This is a genomic window from ANME-2 cluster archaeon (assembly GCA_014237145.1).
Lineage (GTDB): Archaea > Halobacteriota > Methanosarcinia > Methanosarcinales > Methanocomedenaceae > Methanocomedens_A.
The window spans coordinates 41,022-57,864 of the sequence record JAAXOC010000092.1 but is presented as its reverse complement, the minus strand read 5'-3'; the positions used below and the strand labels follow the sequence as shown (position 1 = coordinate 57,864).

Sequence of the window (16,843 nt, the reverse complement as noted above, 5' to 3'; positions counted from 1 at the left end):
TTCCTCCATTGACCAAATATGATCAGTTTTTCCAGCCGCCATCATCGGTGTTCTCTGAATATACTTTCGATTCGTAATATCTTCATCATCTGGATGGATTTTTAGTTTTAATCCAGAATGTGGCCTTATAAAATCATAAAATGCCAGATAATATACCATTTGCTTATTTAACCAGTAATCTTTCTTTGAAAAACCAATTGTTTTCCTTGCAATACGCTCATTTTCTTGACGAAATGTCAAATTTTGTCGCTCAATGTGAGAAGTTGTGATATCAGATGGTGATATATCTTCAATATTCCCAAATATGACCTGCTTATGTACTTTAACGAGCTTTCCACCTTTTCGTTCTTTTATTACCTGTGCATATCTTAGATCCGTTCTCGGTATCTTGTATGGTTTTTTAGGTCTTCCTCTCTTTCCAGTTTTAGGAGGCGTTACTGTCTCGTTATAGAGGTTAAAAAGAGCCACCCTATACTGATTATTCCCATCACTTACAAATAAAGGCAACTTATTGTTTTTATCGAGACATGAATCGATTCCCTTGATTAATTCATCAGCTGACTCTTGCATCCTTGGGCCAACTACTATACGAAGAAGTAATCGTGACTCTTTTGCAAAACCTACCCATATCCACCGTTCTTCCTTAGGGTCTGCCACTCCCGGAATTGGTTTTTTTTTACAAAGGTCCAAAGTTCGTCTAATTCAACCTTTGAGATTTCTAGATCCTTAAGAAAGATATCATTCACCGTTTCACTATGATTTGCGGCTCGGAGAAGCCAATCCCTGACTGTATCTAATTTTACATCCAGTATATATGATATTTTTCTAAGAGGGATGTCACTAAGAACCATTTTTAGTGCAAGAATAAAGGTATCTTTTTTCGTCCTGAGGTCGTAAAAGACCGTTCCACTCCGACTATTGAATGATTTCCCACATGTTCGACAGATAAATTTTCGGACTTTTTCATTTTGTGTTTCGTATGTTCCATTTCCAGCGATATTTCCCATCTCAGTGATTCCATAGTCGGGACATAAAACATTAGGGCAGGCAATATCGGTGAATTTTGATTTTGGACCACGTGTTCCCACATTAATCACCGATGATTATATTGTTTTAATAGTATTTAAAACATCAGTAAATTAAAGGGTCAACACCAAAAAACCCATCTTTTATGAAATTAAGATAGTTCTCCATTGCCCCGATTGCATCGACCATTCGTGGTGCATTCTTCTGAACAAACTTAATCTCATCCGACGAGTTTTCAGGTGGGTTTGCTTTAAAGTCCTCAAATGCTGCCTTACCATCATAATCCACAAATGCAATCCTTGCACCAAAATCATCCGGGTCAAGCAGACACGCATCGCCGGTGACTGCAGCGATATGGAACGGATGCGAGATCAATGAGCTCATCAACTCATTTGATGTCTTTACACCCCTTTTGACCAATTGCTCAGAGATTTCATTAAAATCTGCAAAGAAATAAAATGATCCTCTGGGCATGGTGGCTCTTATTCCATCTATCCCGTTAAACGCATTGCTCATGAAAGTGCCCATTATCCTGTGGATCTCCCTGATAGTCTCAAAATATTCTTCTATCTCGTAATTGGGTTCATACGCTCTGATGGCTGCATATTGTATCGGTGTTGCCACATTCGTGTAGATTGTTGCAGCAACCTTTTTAAAAGCTTCTTTAAGTCTATCTGAACAATTTTCAGGCAATATACATGAGCCTAATCTATATCCACCTGCGGATCTGTCCTTGGAGAGCCCATTCGTAACAAAAGTCCCTTCCGGATAGATTAAACCCATACTCGTGAACTCTTCAAAATTATATGTAGTCAACGCATATATCTCATCGGCTATCACAAGAATATTATGTTCCTTGCAGACTTGTGCGATCTTCTCCAGTTCATGCTTCGAATACACCACTCCGGTAGGATTATGCGGATTATTGATGATCAATGTATGCTGCTCTTTATGGAGATCCATAACAAATTCAGCCAGATCTTCAGGCTGGATCTTATAATCACATTCAGGCTTTAAGTGGAATGTATGAATGTGTTTATCTAACAGCTTGACTTGAGGAAAATAACCGATCCATGAAGGAGACGGGATGATCACATCGCTCTTAACGATGTCAAATATCATATGTATCAAAGTCTTTGTTCCCGGACCGACCACGATTCTACCAGGCTCGACATCCAGATTGAAATGCCGCTTATTAAAACTGGAAATAGCTTCGCGCAATGGTTCTATACCCTCAGCATCTGAATAATGCCCATTACCAGCATTTTTGGCCAATGCAGCTACAAGAGGCTCTGGAACATGGAACGGGGATTGTCCGAATGCTAATCCATAATATTCGAAAGGGCATGCCGTATTTTGACATTTCTTTCTTGCCTCTGAAACCATCAATCCGATCTTCAGATTCTCTGGCATCCGTATAGAATCAACATGCGGCTCTAACAAAATCTCTTTCATAAACTTCTACTCCAGTAATCCTTTCGTACTTCAAATAAAAAATAAAGTTCTTTGGAATTTTTTAAAATATAATCGGCCCGTTTAGGTTTCCTTCTCCATATTTATTCCCAATTACAATGATTCTTCTCTCTATAAATGTTTATTCGGTACGGGAGATTGTCAACTTGTTGGGTGTTGCACCTTGCCATGCCTCAAAGTCCAGCACTTCATCTTTCTCATTAGATATGACAGTATTCCACGAGCAGTCCTGTATTTCTTCTTTATTTGATCGGGGTCGGTCTGATGGTAGTAATTTTCAGCTGGATTATTCGTTCTACTGACCAATCTATCTCGAGTGAAAAACACAAGCCGTTTAGTCACCTATACCCCGGACTTAAGTACCGTGGCCTGTAAATAAAACTCTACATCACGATTTTCTATCTTATCCGTAAACCTTATGGCAAGATTGTCATTCAGCAGGTTCCATAAACTATGCCCATTTCCAACCTTCTGCATCATCATTCAGATAAACCTTCTTGTACTTATTTCATTTGTTCTGTACCCAGTCAAAATAAAACATTCTGATTTATTCCATAAAATACAGAAAGATATAACTCCAACCCCCACTCACTAACATCACACCCAATCTCCCTACCTAATTCACACCCTCCCCACAGGCATAATGCACAGCGCCCCCTCATCATCCTGCATCTGTAGCAGCCTCTCTACCCCATCATCATCGAACGCCCCCACAACCACAGTCCCCAGACCCAGCGAGACCGCCTGCAAATAAACATTCTGGGCAGCATGTCCCACTTCCATATGCACATACCGCACCCCCCGATCGCCATACTTCCGGGTCGTCCGCTCATACACCGCAGCAAACACCAGTACTACAGCACCGTCCTCAATACATTCCTGATCAAGCGCAGCAGCACACAGCTCAGCACGCACATCTCCCCCTGCCACCTTCTCCAGTTCATGCCCATGCGGCCTGTACTTATAAATTCCTGCCTGGAGCCCGTCCACATTTCCTGCAACCACATAGACCTCCAGCGGGTAGAGCGCACCCGCAGAAGGAGCGGTCCTGTATCCCCCCGGATGTGTGATACCCTGTGCCGCCCACAGCAATTGGGAAATCTCGTCCAGCTTCAACGATTCATCTTTATAATTCCTTATCGACCTTCTATCAAGCAGGGCTTCCTCAACCGATACTTCGCCAGAGTCTCGTGGTTCAGGAAGAATGATTGTATCTCCAGCCTCGTTTCCCACATGAGGTTCCTTTCGAACCGGCTGGATTATTACTGCCAGCACTACTGCCATACAGACAATTGCAATAGCAATATGTATGCTCTTCACCATGGCTACTCTCCATTTTTGTGATAATATCACACAGATAAAAGATTATTGACTTTATACTACTTAAAAAAAGTGCCAGATGTGACGTGGGGTGCTGGAGGAGGATAAAATAATGAAGTTTATCTGCAATAAGTGACTTTAAAATGAATGTAGAGTAGGAATTATAGGATTTCCTAAAAGTAAATAATGTCAATTAATTGATCACGATCGAGAGAGTAAAATTGAAAATCATTGGTCTTATATGGACAGACAAAACCATTGAAAAACTTATACAAAAGCACAATGTACAGCAAGATGAAGTGCATGAAGTATTTAGTGGTAATCCGATATTCCGTTTTGTTGAAAAGGGGTTCTATCCGAATGAAAATGTATATGCCGCCCTTGGCAGGTCAAAGGCAGGCAGGTTTCTAATCCTCTTCTTTATATACAAAAAAAATAAACATGCACTTATAATATCTGCACGAGACATGACTGGTGCTGAAAGGAAGAAATATGAACAATAATAAAAGTTCTATATCAAAAGCACGGGACTATGACGAAATTGGGGAGTTCTGGGATATACATGAGCTTACCGATCATTGGGATGAGACCAGACCTGCTGAGTTCGAAGTTGATATCCAATCCGAATTGATATATTATGCAGTGGACAATGAACTTTCGGATAAAATCCAGGCATCTGCCAGACACCGCGGTATTTCACCTGATACTCTTGTGAATTTATGGCTGCAGGAAAAGTTGCAAGAGCAGTCATCTTGAGAATATTTCTTATCCGGATGGGTATTTGAAGATTATTTAACTTTTTAGAATCCAGGATTTAATTCAGGTATCTCTATCATAAGTAGATATTCACCAGGCAAGGCCGACCCTTGTGCATGTTGATTGGAAGGCAGCCGGAAGCCTGGCAGATGCTTGATAATTTAGGTCGCCTGGACTGCAGTTCGAATCCGCGGTGTTCCAGTTCGTGGCATTTAATGTTGGGATATTTATATCAGGTTGACCCTATTACTCAATATGCTCACCAACAGTTACATCCACCTGCCCGGGATAGGTGCCACAACAGAGAGAAAGATATGGGACAGCGGTATCAAGTCCTGGGATGAATTCAGGGAAGAGCCCCACCGTGCCGGACTACCGGAATCAAAACTAAGACATATACTGGAAGGTATCAGCACATCAAAAGAGAAGCTAAATGCCCGTGACCACACATACTTCGCCAATAACCTCCCCAAAAAAGAGCACTGGCGGGCATACAGGGAATTCAGGGAAAATACCATATTCCTGGATATTGAGACCACCGGACTGTCCCCCTATTATGATGAGATAACCATGATTGGAGTACATGGCAGCGATGGAACAAAGGTGTTTATAAGCGGCATCGACCTGGAAGATTTCCCACAGGCCTTGGAAGGGTGCAAGGTCATTGTCACTTTCAACGGGGCACGGTTCGACCTTCCTTTTATTGAGCATCATCTGCCAGGTGTCAGTTTCGACCAGCTTCATATCGACCTGCTATATCCCCTTCGCAGGCTGGGCCTGACCGGGGGGCTGAAACGTATCGAAACCGAATTGGGACTTTCAAGGTCTGACGAAACCACAGGTCTATCAGGTTTCGATGCAGTGCGATTATGGTACCAGTACAAGCGCGGCAGCCAGGCAGCGCTGGACAAACTCGTAAGATATAATATAGAGGATATACAAAACCTTGAGATAATCATAGAAATGCTATATACTTCATTGATAGAAAATGCATATCAGTAGATAGGACAACACCATAATGTTTATGCGTGATAAGGTTAGATTATATTTTACTGATATTGAATAAATATAGGGTATATAATTATGGATATTTTTTGGACTTTGTATTGTAAATTAGATGAGAGCGGACGCAAGCAACTGATTAAACAACTGAGGGTCAAACCTAAAATCCACTCAAAAATAAAAGTATCACTTAACCAAGGTACGCCTGTGGGATTAAAACCATTGGACCCCATTAAAAGGCCACATGAACCAAATCCCTGAAAACCACCCCAGGTACCAGTCTCTTGTTACCAGGGAGCGTATAGTGAGTGGTGTGGAATCAGGTATCACCAGTGTTAAAGGGCTGATAGCCCAGGGTAGGGGAGAAGCCTTTGATTATCTTATCGGTGAGTGCACTATATCTTCTGCCTGTGCCGCCGAACGTATTGCGGCTGCCATGCTGCTGCTGGCCCGGACCCCGGTTATATCAGTGAACGGCAACGCTGCGGCCCTTGTCCCGCAAGAGCTTGTGGAATTATCAATATTACTGGATGCACCCCTGGAAGTGAACCTGTTCTACAGGACCGAAGAGAGGGTGCTTAAGATCATTGAACACCTAAAAGCTCACGGTGCCCGGCGTGTGTTGGGTGCCGACCCTGATGCTTTCATTCCCGGCCTGTCATCAGAGAGGGGGCGGGTATGCAGTGAGGGTAGCTATTCGGCAGACGTGGTGTTCGTGCCTCTTGAAGACGGGGACAGGTGCGAAGCCCTGGTGGCCATGGGTAAGCAGGTCATTGCTGTTGACCTGAACCCCCTGTCCAGGACAGCCCGGTGTGCAACAGTTCCGGTTGTTGACAATATTACCAGGGCGGTGCCCAACATCATAAATTCAGTGCATGAATTGAAAGAGCAGCCTGAAATATATCTACAGGAGATCGTTGAAGGTTATAATATCAAGAAATGGCTGGATGCTGCCATGGAGAAAATTTACAATAATCTTATGGAACTTAGTCGGTCTAAATAATCTCCACAGGCCTCATTTGGTGAGTGTTTAATATACTCATCCTTGTAGCACCCGTTCGGTATTATGAACCATGTGCAGTCATTCCCGGTGCGTACCTCAATTATCACGTCACCCCCATCTTACAGGTCCAGATGCGGGTTCAGGTCGCATCCGGTACAGGGCAGGCACATGGTCTGGGACACATCGGCCCGCAGCCCGTGCTCATCCAGTATCCGGCGCAGTATCCGTGTAAGTTTTAAGAGTCTCTCGCTGGTAGGCCGCTCAATCTCGATTTCACCCACTCGCAGCGGATGCATGCTTGCTGCCCTGAGTATGGGCACCACATCCATTAAAGCCAGCTCCTCAAGTCCTGCCTCCACGGTTTCGTCGGATTCTCCCAGGCCGATAATAAAGTTGGAAAACACGAAGTTCCTGCCAAACAATCCAACTGCCTCTTTCAGTTTCCCAATAATGAAATCGTGGTCCATACCCGGGCATACACGTTTGAATATTTCGCGGTCCATTGTCTCCACATTGTACTTTACTTCCACTACCCCCGCTTCCTTCAATTTCCGGTTGGAATCGGCTGTGGGGTAGACAGACACCCCGATGGGTAGATTGTATTTCCTGAGTGCTTTCACAGCCTCTACTGCCCTTTCCACTTCCTCTTCAGCAGACCCTGCCACGCCCGATGTGATGGAAATCGCCTTTAAGTTACCCGTGCTGTACGCCTCCTCCACCATGCGAACGATCTCGCCTGGGCTCTTGATCTTACCTGAGAGTTTTGGGACGGGACAGTACTTGCAGTCAAAAATACACTGCTCACTGATAGTGATATATGCCTGTTGCGGGCAGTGTATCAGTTCCGCTTCAATATGCCCCCTGACCAATGCTTTCGGTCCCTCGAATATCACGATATCGCCGTTATCAGCCACAGCTTTTAACTTTGACCCTTCATCTACTGCCAGCCTGACCCGGTGAGCGTTCCACCTGAAGAAAAATGCTGTTTTACCTGCTCCGGGTCCTGCCGTTGGTACGGTAATGTCACCAAGTAATGACCTGTCGATATCAATAGTACCTACGGCAATAAGCTCGGCTTTAATTTCTGCATCACTCATGGCTATTCCATTCCTTGTCAATTACTGCTATGATTTAGTTCAATTATATAGGTATAGTTATTGACCTTTTATAGGTATAGTTGTTGACCTTTTATAGGTATAGTTGTTGACCACTTCGTCAAATGACGATGTGGTATTCGTTAGGTTTATATTATGTGCAGGTAAATTAGTACACTACATGCAAGGGGATAATACCGATAGTGATATTAAGAATCGCCTTGCTGAAAAAATGGCTGGCGAGATAACACTCTCTAACAAGCCTGGAGATGTTATGAAAAAATGGAGGCTGAATTTTGATGTGGCCCAGTCAGACCTATCCACATTCCTGGATGTTTCACCTTCGGTCATCAGTGATTACGAGAGCGGCCGTAGGAAATCACCAGGTACTGTCATTGTAAGCAAGATCGTGAACGCACTGCTTGATATCGACGAACAGCGTGGTAGTAAGAAGATCCGTGCTTATGAGAACATGATATCTGAAAGTTATGATAAAAAAATCGTGTTCGACATCCATGAATATACTTCCCCTATGCCCGTGACCGAACTTGCAGACCTCATTGAAGCTGAAATAGTACACACGCAGAAAACAGAATACGATAAACAGCTATACGGTTATACAGTGGTAGACAGCCTCAAGGCAATCCTTGAATTGCCTTCCTATGAGTTCCAGAGACTTTACGGATGGAGCACAGAGAGGGCCATGATCTTCACCAGGGTATCCACGGGCAGGTCCCCGCTGGTTGCCATCAGGGTTACCAGCCTCAAGCCCGGTGCCATTGTGCTTCACGGGCTTAAAGGAAAGGACGTTGACCCCATTGCCAGGAAGATCGCCGAGGTTGAGAACATTCACTTATTGTCAACAATGATGCCTGTGGAATCGATGATCGAGATACTTCAATCACGTTAACGGCAACCACAACAGATTTACCAGATAGGCCATTATTCTTCGAAATATAATATTATTACCATAAGTTAGGTGAACCATATGAAAGTAGGCATTGTATCATACGGCGTATATATCCCCCGATACCGCATAAAACTGGAAGATATCGCTGCGGTCTGGGGAGCAGATGCCGCATCTATCAAGAAAGGGCTGAAGGTTAATGAAAAATCAGTACCCGACCTTGACGAGGACGCCATTACCATTGCTGTTGAAGCAGCACGCAGTGCTGTAAGAAGAGGCAATATTGACACTTCCAGGGTTGGTGCTATTTATACAGGGTCCGAAAGCCACCCATATGCCGTTAAACCCACAAGTACCATAGTGGCAGCGGCTATCGGGGCTGAACCCGTCCTTACAGCAGCCGATTATGAATTTGCCTGCAAGGCAGGTACAGCCGCTATCCAGACCTGCATGGGCCTGGTAGTTTCAGGCATGATAGATATTGGCCTTGCCATAGGTTCGGACGTGTCCCAGGGTGCGCCGGGTGATGCACTGGAATATACGGCTGCTGCCGGAGGTGCTGCCTATGTGATAGGCTCATCTGACCTGGCAGCAATTATCGAAGATACATACTCATTTACAACCGATACCCCTGATTTCTGGAGGCGTGAGGGAATGCTTTATCCTGAACATGGGGGCAGGTTTACCGGTGATCCGGGTTATTTCAAGCACGTGACATCGGCGGCAAAAGGACTGATGGAAAAGATCGGTTCAAAACCTTTGGATTATGATTATGCAGTATTCCACCAGCCCAATGGTAAGTTCCCTGAAAGGGCTGCCGGGATGCTTGGATTTACCAATGAGCAAATAAAGCCAGGACTGGTGGTTCCCATGTTAGGTAACACATATTCCGGTTCATGTATGATCGGGCTGGCCGCCATCCTGGACCAGGCAAAGGAAGGGGACAGGATATTTATGACAGCATTTGGTTCAGGTGCAGGCAGTGATGCTTTCAGCATCACGGTCACTGATAAGATAGAGGATATACGCAATGGTGCTCCAAAGGTGCATGAATTGCTTGCCGATCCGATATACCTGGATTATGCAAACTATGCCAAGCATAAGGGTAAGATAAGGGTGTGATGCAAGATGAGGGATGTTGCAATTATAGGTACTGGCTGTACAAAGTTCGGAGAGTTATGGGACCGTTCCCTGAGGGATATTTTCGTTGAGGCCGGAGTGTCCGCTATCGTAGATGCAGGTATCCAGGGGGAAGAGATCGACGGTCTGTATATGGGTAATATGAGCAGCGGCAGGTTTGTGGAGCAGGAACATGTGGGCAGCCTGATAGCCGATTATTCCGGGTTGGCCAGTAAACTGCATGTGCCCGCCACAAGAGTGGAAGCAGCATGTGCTTCCGGCGGCCTTGCACTGCGCCAGGGCATTCTGGCAGTGGCTTCCGGATATGCTGATATTATAGTGGCCGCAGGTGGCGAGAAAATGACAGATGTGGACCTGGACACAGCCACCGATGCACTGGCAGCTGCGGCCGACAGGGAATGGGAAGGCATCATGGGTGCCACGTTCCCTGGTCTGTATGCCATGATAGCCAGGCTTCATATGCATAAATACGGTACTACATCAGAGCAGATGGCCGCTGTTTCTGTGAAGAACCATCATAACGGTACCATGAACCCGATCGCCCAGTTCAGAAACGAGATCACCCTTGATACAGTACTGCAGTCCAACATGGTGGCCGATCCCCTGCACATGTTCGATTGTTCTCCAATATCTGACGGTGCGGCTGCTGTGGTGCTGGCCCCGGCAGATGTTGCAAAGAAATATACTGACACTCCAGTATACGTGAAGGCTACGACCCAGGCCAGCAGTCCTATCTCCCTCCACGACAGGGCGGATATAACCACACTCGACGCTTCAATGGTGGCAGGTCAGCGGGCATATAAAATGGCCGGACTTACTCCTGACGATATAGATCTGGTTGAAGTACACGACTGCTTTACTATTGCCGAGATATGCGCCATAGAAGACCTTGGATTTTTCAAAAAAGGTGATGGTGGCAGGGCATCGGAAGATGGTGAGACTGCTATTGACAGCAGCATACCTGTAAATCCATCCGGAGGTCTTAAGGCCTGCGGGCATCCGGTGGGAGCAACCGGTATCAAACAGGCAGTGGTGATCACAGAGCAGTTGAGGGGAACAGCAGGTAAAAGCCAGGTCGATGGTGCCGGAATCGGTATGACACATAACGTAGGCGGTTCGGGCGGTACTGCTGTAGTACATATTTTTTCGAGGGACAGGTGATATGAAATGACAGTTTCAAGGTTCTGGAGAAAGATCCCGCACAGGTATAATCTCATAGGCACCCACTGCACGAATTGTGGAGAATATTATTTCCCGCCCAGGCAGATGTGTCCCACCTGCCGCAGGGATGGGAAGATCGAGAGTTACCAGTTCGAAGGCAAAGGCGAGGTTATCACTTATACTGTGATCCATACGGCAGCTAAGGGCTATGCCAACCAGGTACCATATAATCTGGCAATCATTAAGTTAAACGAAGGTCCCAGCCTGACCGGCCAGGTAATATGCGAACCAGGAGAATTAGAGATCGGTACCAGGGTACGTTCAGTGTTCAGGAAACTGGGCGAGGAAAGTGAAAAGGGTATGATCTATTACGGTACCAAGTTCGTTGTCGAATAACATTAAATTCCATCAAATCCTTTCCGGACTATCTCGATACCATGATCCCGGATAATGTAGTTCCTTACAGACAGGTCATGGTGGCTACCCCTTAGCTTAAGAACTGACATGGTACGGTCAAACCTGTTCTGCCCGTCTGTAAAATTAAGCATGATAATGGCATCGGCTATGGATGATATACTCATACTAGGTATGTTGCCAGGTGCAATTTTCTTTGATACCTCGTTGGTCAGCATAACGGTGATGCCTTTGTATTTTAAAAAATCACTGAGCAACCTGATATGTTCCCTCAATTCTACCGGATCTGGTATGACTGATTCAAGGTTATAGACCCCATCATATAGCAATCGTTTTACACTAATGTCCTCCACTTGCGATTTAATCTCCAGGTTGTGTTCGTCCGGTGAAATATCCCTGGGATATGCATAGATTATCCTAAGCAGGCCACTATCCATGAACCCCTTAAGGTCCCATCCCATCCTGGATGCTTCATATATCAACTGGTTCTCGCGTTCCTCGAACAGTATGATCATTCCAGGTTCACCCTGTTTTAGTCCTGTCATTATGAACTGCAGGCCAAGAAGTGTCTTACCAGTCCCTGGTCCCCCTATGACCAGTACTGTGGATTGGGCAGGTATCCCTCCATGCATCATGCTGTCAAGTCCCCTAACTCCGGTTGACAGTTGGTGATTGCCTAATTGCCGGTCGCTTATTACAGGTTCAAGTTTTGGGAAGATACGGATACCTTCTGTTTCGATCTTGAACTCATAAGATCGGTTAATATCAGATGTTTCACCCCCACCCCGCATTTTGATTATATCCATCTTCCTGTTAGTCTTGTTCCCGATCGTTCTTTGGTCTAGGTATATCACGCCGTCTGTAATATGGGACAGGATCGAATTGTGGACTTCCGGCCTGCTCAATTCGCCTGTTACAAGTGTTTGGGCAGACCAGTCCTGTAGCATTGCATCAAAGGAATAAAAAAAGCGGCGTATCTCACTGACAGGGAAGCCGAAACCCAGTGTAGTCAGCGGGTTTATCACTACCCGGTCAGGATTGGTAGAAGCCATTATGGTACCTATGTCCAGAAGTATGGTCAGTGGGTCCTTCTCGGCAGTGGAGCGGTCGACAGGACGGACAATGATATTATCATTATAAAAGGTGTGATTGTGCAAATAGTCCATCAGTTTTTCCGGTGACTGGGACGTGAGGGGGATATAGAGTGCTTTTTCACCGTTCGAAGCCGCCGCTGATAATGATTGTAATGCCAGGGTGGTTTTCCCGACACCTACGCTGCCTGCGATAAGGATCAATGATGGTTTTGGCAGGCCACCACCTAATATTTTATCCAGGTATGCAATGCCACTGGGACAGAGTTTCATAAGTACTAAATATGTTTGATATTTAAATATTTATACTTGCTGCAAACAAATTTTATCCCAAATCCTGCAATGGCAAGGATATACTATCCATGAGTTTCCTTATTGTTCTGTAGTGCAACTTCGATTTCATGGACAGCTTCAGGATTGGACAGGGTGGAGATATCTCCTACTTCCTTTGATATAAGGGCAGAACGCACTACCCTGCGCATGATCTTACCGCTTCGGGTCTTAGGGAGGTCGTTGACAAAGTATATCGTGTCCGGCCTGGCGATCTTCCCGATCTCTTCGGCCACGTGTCCCCTTAGTTCCTGTAACAGTTCTTCACTGTGATCAACTCCGATCTTTAGCACTACAAATGCGGTTATACTCTCACCTTTGAGGTCATCGGGACGGCCTACTACCGCTGCTTCACTGACATGTGGGTGGCTGACCAGTGCGGATTCCACTTCTGAGTTGCCTATCCTGTGGCCTGATACGTTCAATACGTCATCGCCCCTGCCCTGTACCCAGAAATAACCGTCACTGTCCACCCTGGCAATATCCCCTGTTATAAATTCGCCAGCTTTGTTGTAGTAATGCTCTTCATACCTCCCTGACTCATGGTAAAGGGTGCGAAGCATGGCTGGCCATGGAGTGTTCATAACCAAATTACCCCCTTCATTTATGACCGTGTTGCCATCATGGTCAAGTACCAGGGCGCTAAAACCGGGCAATGGTCTTCCTGCAGACCCGGGTCTCATGGACGACAGGGGCAGCGGGGATATTACAAAACTACCGGTCTCGGTCTGCCACCAGGTATCCATTATCGGGCACCGTCCATTGCCGATGTTCTCATAGTACCATATCCAGGCTTCAGGGTTGATGGGCTCACCTACACTGCCCAGGAGCCGCAGGCTGTCCATATTATTTTTCCGGGTCCATTCATCACCGAAGCGCATATGCATCCTGATGGATGTGGGTGAGGTAAAAAGTACACTTACCTTGTGTCGTTCGATCATTTCCCATAACCTGTTTGGCTGTGGATGGGCAGGTGCACCTTCATAAAGCAATGAGGTCACGCCAAGTATTAACGGGGCATATACAATGTAGCTGTGCCCGGTAATCCATCCGATATCAGCAGCACACCACCAGATATCATCTGGTTTCAGGTCAAAGACCCATTTAAGTGTGAATGAAATTCCTACAGCATATCCTCCGTGAACATGTAAAACGCCTTTTGGCTTACCTGTGGTACCTGAAGTGTACAGGATAAAGAGCGGGTCTTCCGAATCCATTATCTCGGTTTCGCATTCGGATGGCAGGTCACTTGTCAATTCATGCCACCACAGATCGTGCTCTCCCATTTGAACATCACATTCTGCCCATTTGTAGACTATTGTATTGTTGACCTCTGTACCCTCTACTCCTTCGTCTGCCTGTGCTTTTAGGTTGATGACCTTCCCCTTTCTCCAGAAACCATCAGCAGTTATCAGGGTCTTTGCACCTGAATCGATAATCCTGTCTTTTAGTGCATGGGCAGAGTAACCTGAGAACACCACACTATGTACTGCACCGATCTTTGCACATGCCAGCATGGCTATGGGCAGGGCAGGTATCATGGGCATGTATATTTCCACTCTGTCGCCTTTGCCCACACCCAGTTGTTTAAGGCCATTGGCCAGCTTGTTGACCTCATGGTACAGGTCCAGGTATGTAAGTTTGGTCACATCTCCTTGTTCGGATTCGAATATGTAGGCTACTTTGTTCTCTGTGGGTGTGCCGATGTGGCGGTCAAGGGCGTCGTGGACGATGTTGTATTTGGCGTTGGTGAACCAGTGGTAGAAGGGTTTTTTAGAACCGTCCAGGACTTTGTCGTAGGGTGAGTACCACTCTACTAAGTCTTTTTGTACTTCGCCCCAGAACCATTCGATGTCCTGGCTGCGCTTATAAAGTGATTCGACATCAGGGATGTTATGGGTGTCCATCCATTGTTTGACATTGCTTTGTTCAACGATTTCTTTAGGAGGATGGAATGTTCGGTTCTCATCCAATAGCACTTCTACTCTGGTCATTTCTAAAAAACTCCCTTATTTAAGATTATGCTAATATTATTATCTGGAAGGATAAATTTTTCTAACGAAAGGGGGAGGATGAGAATATTCACGAAATTGAGAGGGATAATTTAGGGGATGTGTTGTATACAGGTTTCGTTACAATTTGAATGGGGTGTATCGGTGACTATGGATGATGGGCGTTATGTGCATCCTTTGAATAGCTTGAACCAGATGTAAACTCCCGGGCGTGAGAAAAGCGTCAAATTAATATGAGGGCAAGCGTATCAACGAGTCATATGAAATTATGGGCGAAACGAATAAAAGGGCATTGGGCATAGAGACATAGGTTGATTATATCGCTCCGGTAAAAGAATTCTGGATTTTTAATGATAAAGTAGCGGAGGTGAAAATAAAATGGATGTTCAAGAAAAAACGTTTGCTCGACAATTATTTCAAAATAAAATTTTAAAGGCTGATGGCCAGATATTTGAAGATATATTCAGTGCAACTATGAATTATGCAGAAACAGATTTTCAACAGATAAAACCGTGGGGAAACATCGGCGACAGAAAGAACGATGGCTACATAAAAACCAAAGGCATATTTTATCAGGTATATGCCCCCGAAGATATACGAAAATCGTACACAAATGTTGTCAGTAAGTTAAAAATAGATTTCGATGGTTTGAAAGCACAATGGTCTCATGTAAATGAATTTTATTTTGTTGTTAATGATAAATACAAAGGTGTAAATGCTGATTGTGAGAAAATAATTCAAGAGATAAAAATATCGCATAATCTGAACGATGCCGGATTTTTGACCGCAAAAGATCTTGAAAATATTCTTTTTGAGCTTGAGGATGACCAGATATATTTAATAACCGGACATATTCCTGACCCTGCTAATATTAAACAGTTAGACTTTTCAATCCTAAATGAAGTGATTGGGCATATTATGCAATTACCTTTAAACGAGGGTGATAAACCAAAAAATGTACTGCCCAACTGGAATAAAAAAATAAAATTAAACGTTTTATCTGAATCCGTATCCCAATTACTCATCAACGGTGGTTTTCAATCACATTCTTTAAAGGAGTATTTGAAAAACAACAGTGATTTCCTCGCTGACTCTTTGCGAGATAAAATGAATGAGGTTTATTTGCAAGAAAAAGAAAAGAAAAGTGGAGATGAGTTATTTTGGGCTATTGTTAATTCTGCAAGCCCGAAAGTAGAACACATATATCAAACCTCAGTAATAGTCATAATGTCAAAATACTTTGAAACCTGTGATATTTTTGAAGAACCTGTGCAGGAGGAAGTGGAATGATAATCCCAACGAAGCACACAAATTTTTCGGAATCTCTGCTTGGTTTTGGCAGTTATATTTTGACTGTATTAGAATCTCCAGAATCGATTGATAGTTTATGGAACCAGTATCAAAATGATTTTAATAAAAAGCTATACTACGCTAAACATAGTTTTGATAATCTATTACTTACAATAGTCTTTCTTCATTCAATTGGGGTCGTTAAAGAGCAGGACGGAGTTGTAATAAAATGCTCTTGATAAAAGTTTATTCCAATCAACCGACTTTTAGGACGGTTAAATTCAACAAAACCGGACTCAGTTTTATTGTCGCAAAACAAAAAAATCCAGGTTCGAGTGAACAGGGAAAAACCTACAACGGTGTTGGAAAATCCTTGCTTGTGCGTATTGTTCATTTTTGTCTTGGAGCTGATGCTAAAAATTATAAGATATTTTGCGAAAAGTTACCGGGATGGGAATTTTGTGTTAATTTTGAAATAGACAATAAAAAATATACTGCAAAAAGGGCAACAAATAGTCCTAAAAAGATTGAATTGAACAATGAAATCATTTCTACCAATAAGTTCAATAAAAAGATGGAATCATTATGTTTTAAGATTCCTGCGGATATTTCTTTCTTAACCTTTCGTTCCCTGATTCCCTTTTTTATCAGACCAAAAAAAGAATCCTACGTGGCTTATAATAAGCCAGGGAAAACCAGAACAGATTATCAGGCATTACTTTATAATGCCTTTTTACTGGGACTTGATATTGTTCTTGCGCAAAAAAAATAAACAATAAGAAAAGAGCAGGAACTGGTACAAAAGCTGGAGAAAAATTTTAAAA

Annotated in this window: 18 protein-coding genes; 11 read left to right on the top strand and 7 right to left on the bottom strand. The window is 44.2% G+C overall.

The features are described from left to right. The 4 genes from HF974_12210 to HF974_12195 form a co-directional block, all read right to left on the bottom strand. The coding region (locus tag HF974_12210; protein MBC2699072.1) for an IS1 family transposase at positions 1-657 on the bottom strand (657 nt) is incomplete at its 3' end. Then, positions 621-1,088 carry an IS1 family transposase gene (locus HF974_12205; protein MBC2699071.1) on the bottom strand — a complete coding sequence of 156 codons (468 nt, stop codon included), beginning with the start codon at positions 1,086-1,088 and terminating at the stop codon, positions 621-623. The genes HF974_12210 and HF974_12205, both read right to left, overlap by 37 nt. Before the next feature lie 43 nt (positions 1,089-1,131). Next, complete coding sequence (locus HF974_12200) at positions 1,132-2,481, bottom strand: pyridoxal phosphate-dependent aminotransferase (protein MBC2699070.1); 1,350 nt, start codon at positions 2,479-2,481, stop codon at positions 1,132-1,134. A 639-nt stretch (positions 2,482-3,120) separates the two neighbouring features. Further along, positions 3,121-3,822 (bottom strand): SagB/ThcOx family dehydrogenase, encoded by a 702-nt coding sequence (locus tag HF974_12195; GenBank protein ID MBC2699069.1) that lies wholly within the window; start codon positions 3,820-3,822, stop codon positions 3,121-3,123. A gap of 218 nt (positions 3,823-4,040) precedes the next feature. Between HF974_12195 and HF974_12190 the strand changes: the two genes are divergently transcribed. The 4 genes from HF974_12190 (at position 4,041) to HF974_12175 (ending at position 6,580) form a co-directional block, all read left to right on the top strand. Further along, positions 4,041-4,322, top strand: a complete 282-nt coding sequence (locus HF974_12190) for a BrnT family toxin (GenBank protein ID MBC2699068.1) — start codon at positions 4,041-4,043, stop codon at positions 4,320-4,322. Further along, on the top strand, positions 4,312-4,575 hold the full coding sequence (locus HF974_12185; GenBank protein MBC2699067.1) for a hypothetical protein: 264 nt from the start codon (positions 4,312-4,314) through the stop codon (positions 4,573-4,575). The genes HF974_12190 and HF974_12185 overlap by 11 nt, the downstream gene beginning before the upstream one ends. Before the next feature lie 255 nt (positions 4,576-4,830). After that, positions 4,831-5,577, top strand: coding sequence for an exonuclease (locus tag HF974_12180; protein MBC2699066.1), 747 nt, complete (start codon positions 4,831-4,833; stop codon positions 5,575-5,577). Positions 5,578-5,821: 244 nt separating this feature from the next. Then, positions 5,822-6,580, top strand: a complete 759-nt coding sequence (locus HF974_12175; GenBank protein ID MBC2699065.1) for a phosphopantothenate/pantothenate synthetase — start codon at positions 5,822-5,824, stop codon at positions 6,578-6,580. Positions 6,581-6,699: 119 nt separating this feature from the next. On the opposite strand, the gene HF974_12170 is transcribed toward HF974_12175, so the two are convergent. Continuing rightward, positions 6,700-7,677: a radical SAM protein gene (locus HF974_12170; protein ID MBC2699064.1), complete on the bottom strand. Its 978-nt coding sequence runs from the start codon at positions 7,675-7,677 to the stop codon at positions 6,700-6,702. Between the two features lie 178 nt (positions 7,678-7,855). Between HF974_12170 and HF974_12165 the strand changes: the two genes are divergently transcribed. The 4 genes from HF974_12165 to HF974_12150 all read left to right on the top strand — a co-directional run bounded on the left by HF974_12165 (position 7,856) and on the right by HF974_12150 (position 11,278). Beyond that, positions 7,856-8,584, top strand: a complete 729-nt coding sequence (locus tag HF974_12165) for a helix-turn-helix domain-containing protein (protein ID MBC2699063.1) — start codon at positions 7,856-7,858, stop codon at positions 8,582-8,584. Between the two features lie 78 nt (positions 8,585-8,662). Beyond that, positions 8,663-9,703: a hydroxymethylglutaryl-CoA synthase gene (locus HF974_12160; GenBank protein ID MBC2699062.1), complete on the top strand. Its 1,041-nt coding sequence runs from the start codon at positions 8,663-8,665 to the stop codon at positions 9,701-9,703. Between the two features lie 6 nt (positions 9,704-9,709). Beyond that, positions 9,710-10,882: a thiolase domain-containing protein gene (locus HF974_12155; protein ID MBC2699061.1), complete on the top strand. Its 1,173-nt coding sequence runs from the start codon at positions 9,710-9,712 to the stop codon at positions 10,880-10,882. A 6-nt stretch (positions 10,883-10,888) separates the two neighbouring features. Continuing rightward, positions 10,889-11,278, top strand: coding sequence for a Zn-ribbon domain-containing OB-fold protein (locus tag HF974_12150; protein MBC2699060.1), 390 nt, complete (start codon positions 10,889-10,891; stop codon positions 11,276-11,278). A 2-nt stretch (positions 11,279-11,280) separates the two neighbouring features. Here the strand turns inward: HF974_12150 and HF974_12145 are convergent, their stop codons facing one another. Further along, positions 11,281-12,660, bottom strand: coding sequence for a circadian clock protein KaiC (locus tag HF974_12145; protein MBC2699059.1), 1,380 nt, complete (start codon positions 12,658-12,660; stop codon positions 11,281-11,283). Between the two features lie 83 nt (positions 12,661-12,743). Then, a complete protein-coding gene (acs, locus tag HF974_12140) occupies positions 12,744-14,711 on the bottom strand; it encodes an acetate--CoA ligase (protein MBC2699058.1) in 1,968 nt (655 codons plus the stop codon). Positions 14,712-15,107: 396 nt separating this feature from the next. On the opposite strand from acs, the gene HF974_12135 reads away from it, so the two are divergent. The 3 genes from HF974_12135 to HF974_12125 are packed head-to-tail and all read left to right on the top strand — an operon-like array spanning position 15,108 to position 16,791. Further along, positions 15,108-16,019, top strand: coding sequence for a hypothetical protein (locus HF974_12135; GenBank protein ID MBC2699057.1), 912 nt, complete (start codon positions 15,108-15,110; stop codon positions 16,017-16,019). After that, entirely contained in the window at positions 16,016-16,258 is a 243-nt protein-coding gene (locus HF974_12130) for a hypothetical protein (protein MBC2699056.1), read from the top strand. The genes HF974_12135 and HF974_12130 overlap by 4 nt, the downstream gene beginning before the upstream one ends. After that, a complete protein-coding gene (locus HF974_12125; GenBank protein ID MBC2699055.1) occupies positions 16,249-16,791 on the top strand; it encodes a hypothetical protein in 543 nt (180 codons plus the stop codon). Before HF974_12130 ends, HF974_12125 begins: the two co-directional genes overlap by 10 nt. The last annotated feature ends 52 nt before the right edge of the window (positions 16,792-16,843 follow it).

Coding starts and splice junctions, on each gene's coding strand:
- HF974_12200 (MBC2699070.1), bottom strand. CDS start 2,481: ATGAAAGAGATTTTGTTAGAGCCGCATGTTGATTCTATACGGATGCCA.
- HF974_12195 (MBC2699069.1), bottom strand. CDS start 3,822: ATGGTGAAGAGCATACATATTGCTATTGCAATTGTCTGTATGGCAGTA.
- HF974_12185 (MBC2699067.1), top strand. CDS start 4,312: ATGAACAATAATAAAAGTTCTATATCAAAAGCACGGGACTATGACGAA.
- HF974_12180 (MBC2699066.1), top strand. CDS start 4,831: ATGCTCACCAACAGTTACATCCACCTGCCCGGGATAGGTGCCACAACA.
- HF974_12175 (MBC2699065.1), top strand. CDS start 5,822: ATGAACCAAATCCCTGAAAACCACCCCAGGTACCAGTCTCTTGTTACC.
- HF974_12170 (MBC2699064.1), bottom strand. CDS start 7,677: ATGAGTGATGCAGAAATTAAAGCCGAGCTTATTGCCGTAGGTACTATT.
- HF974_12165 (MBC2699063.1), top strand. CDS start 7,856: ATGCAAGGGGATAATACCGATAGTGATATTAAGAATCGCCTTGCTGAA.
- HF974_12160 (MBC2699062.1), top strand. CDS start 8,663: ATGAAAGTAGGCATTGTATCATACGGCGTATATATCCCCCGATACCGC.
- HF974_12155 (MBC2699061.1), top strand. CDS start 9,710: ATGAGGGATGTTGCAATTATAGGTACTGGCTGTACAAAGTTCGGAGAG.
- HF974_12150 (MBC2699060.1), top strand. CDS start 10,889: ATGACAGTTTCAAGGTTCTGGAGAAAGATCCCGCACAGGTATAATCTC.
- HF974_12145 (MBC2699059.1), bottom strand. CDS start 12,660: ATGAAACTCTGTCCCAGTGGCATTGCATACCTGGATAAAATATTAGGT.
- acs (MBC2699058.1), bottom strand. CDS start 14,711: ATGACCAGAGTAGAAGTGCTATTGGATGAGAACCGAACATTCCATCCT.
- HF974_12135 (MBC2699057.1), top strand. CDS start 15,108: ATGGATGTTCAAGAAAAAACGTTTGCTCGACAATTATTTCAAAATAAA.
- HF974_12130 (MBC2699056.1), top strand. CDS start 16,016: ATGATAATCCCAACGAAGCACACAAATTTTTCGGAATCTCTGCTTGGT.
- HF974_12125 (MBC2699055.1), top strand. CDS start 16,249: ATGCTCTTGATAAAAGTTTATTCCAATCAACCGACTTTTAGGACGGTT.